Raw genomic sequence first — 1,412 nt, forward strand, 5'->3', positions numbered from 1 at the left:
TAATGCCGATCAGTTAAAGCCAAAGTGATCGGTTGAACGATCCTCCAGAGCTGTCAAAATCCAAGTGTATTTAATGCACTTGGATTTTTTTATGGATGTTTCTCAAGCTCTAAACATAATTAATGATTGGAAACCTAGCAACATTGAGACTTTGTCTGACTTGCTTCCAATTGAACTCATCGACGAAGCTTATTCTCTTACTGATACCGTCACGATGAGAAAGAGAAAGTTAACGCTAGAATCCATGGTGTGGCTGCTTGTTGGAATGGCTATCTATAACAATAAGTCCATGAAAGATTTAGTTAACCAACTTGATATTGTCGACCGTACAGGTAAAGCTTTTGTCGCACCAAGTGCGTTGACTCAACGTCGAAAGACGTTGGGTGAAGACGCAATAAAAGCGGTCTTTGAGCGAATGACTACGTCATGGTTGAAAAGTGCACAGTTACCCCAGTGGAATGGGTTAACGCTTCTTGGTGTCGATGGCGTTGTTTGGCGAACGCCCGATAACCCGCAAAATGAAAATGCATTTTCTCGACAAAAAGGGACACAATATCCGCAAGTGAGAATGGTCTGCCAAATGGAATTAAGCAGTCACTTTATCACGGCAAGTGCCTTTGATAATTACAATACAAACGAAATGGTATTAGCTGAAAAACTGATAGAAACAACACCAAACCATAGCGTGACAATGTTCGATAAGGGGTTCTATTCTTTAGGCTTATTACATAAATGGCAAGACTCTGGCTCAGAGCGTCATTGGCTTATCCCCCTCAAGAAAAATACACAATATGACATTGTTCAATCTTTAGGGCGAAATGACAAACTGGTTCAATTACACAGTAACCCAAGGGCTAGAAAGCTATGGCCTGATTTACCAAAGTCGATAACCGCTCGACTTGTCACTCGTAAAATTAAAGGAAAAGACTACCAAGTATTAACCTCCATGACGGACTCCCTGCGTTACCCATCAAAAGATATTGCAGGCCTTTATGAACATCGTTGGGAAATAGAGCTAGGCTACCGAGTGCAAAAACAATACATGCTTGGAAACCGTCTTACGCTGAGAAGTCGTTTACCAGAGCTGGTAAAGCAGGAGTTATGGGGCATCTTGCTTACTTACAATTTAATCCGATATCAGATGGTTGAGCTCTGCTTGAATTTAAAGGGAAATTACCTTCCTTATCAACTGAGTTTTAACGGCACATTAGCTCATGTATCGGCGTTACTTGTAGGCTTACCTTACTCAACACCAGGAGCAATACCTCGTCAGTTAAAGGGGTTTCACAACATGGCTGAAAGCTTAATACTTGAAGGGCGAAGGGAAAGAACATTCCCTAGAACAGTTAAGCCTAGACCACAGCGGTATGCTAAGAACAAAAATGCCGTTCACTCTTAAGTGAACGGCATTA

Annotated in this window: 1 protein-coding gene; it reads left to right on the forward strand. The window is 41.6% G+C overall.

Going from position 1 to position 1,412, the window contains the following annotated elements:
- Positions 1 to 91 precede the first annotated feature (91 nt).
- The gene (locus AACR09_RS09130; RefSeq protein ID WP_193836306.1) at positions 92 to 1,399 is read left to right on the forward strand and encodes an IS4 family transposase; all 1,308 of its coding nucleotides are present in this window, start codon (positions 92 to 94) and stop codon (positions 1,397 to 1,399) included.
- The last annotated feature ends 13 nt before the right edge of the window (positions 1,400 to 1,412 follow it).

Origin of the sequence: Vibrio sp. OPT20 (assembly GCF_963889365.1) — a bacterium.
Taxonomy (GTDB): Bacteria; Pseudomonadota; Gammaproteobacteria; order Enterobacterales; family Vibrionaceae; genus Vibrio; species Vibrio splendidus.

Coding starts and splice junctions, on each gene's coding strand:
- AACR09_RS09130 (WP_193836306.1), top strand. CDS start 92: ATGGATGTTTCTCAAGCTCTAAACATAATTAATGATTGGAAACCTAGC.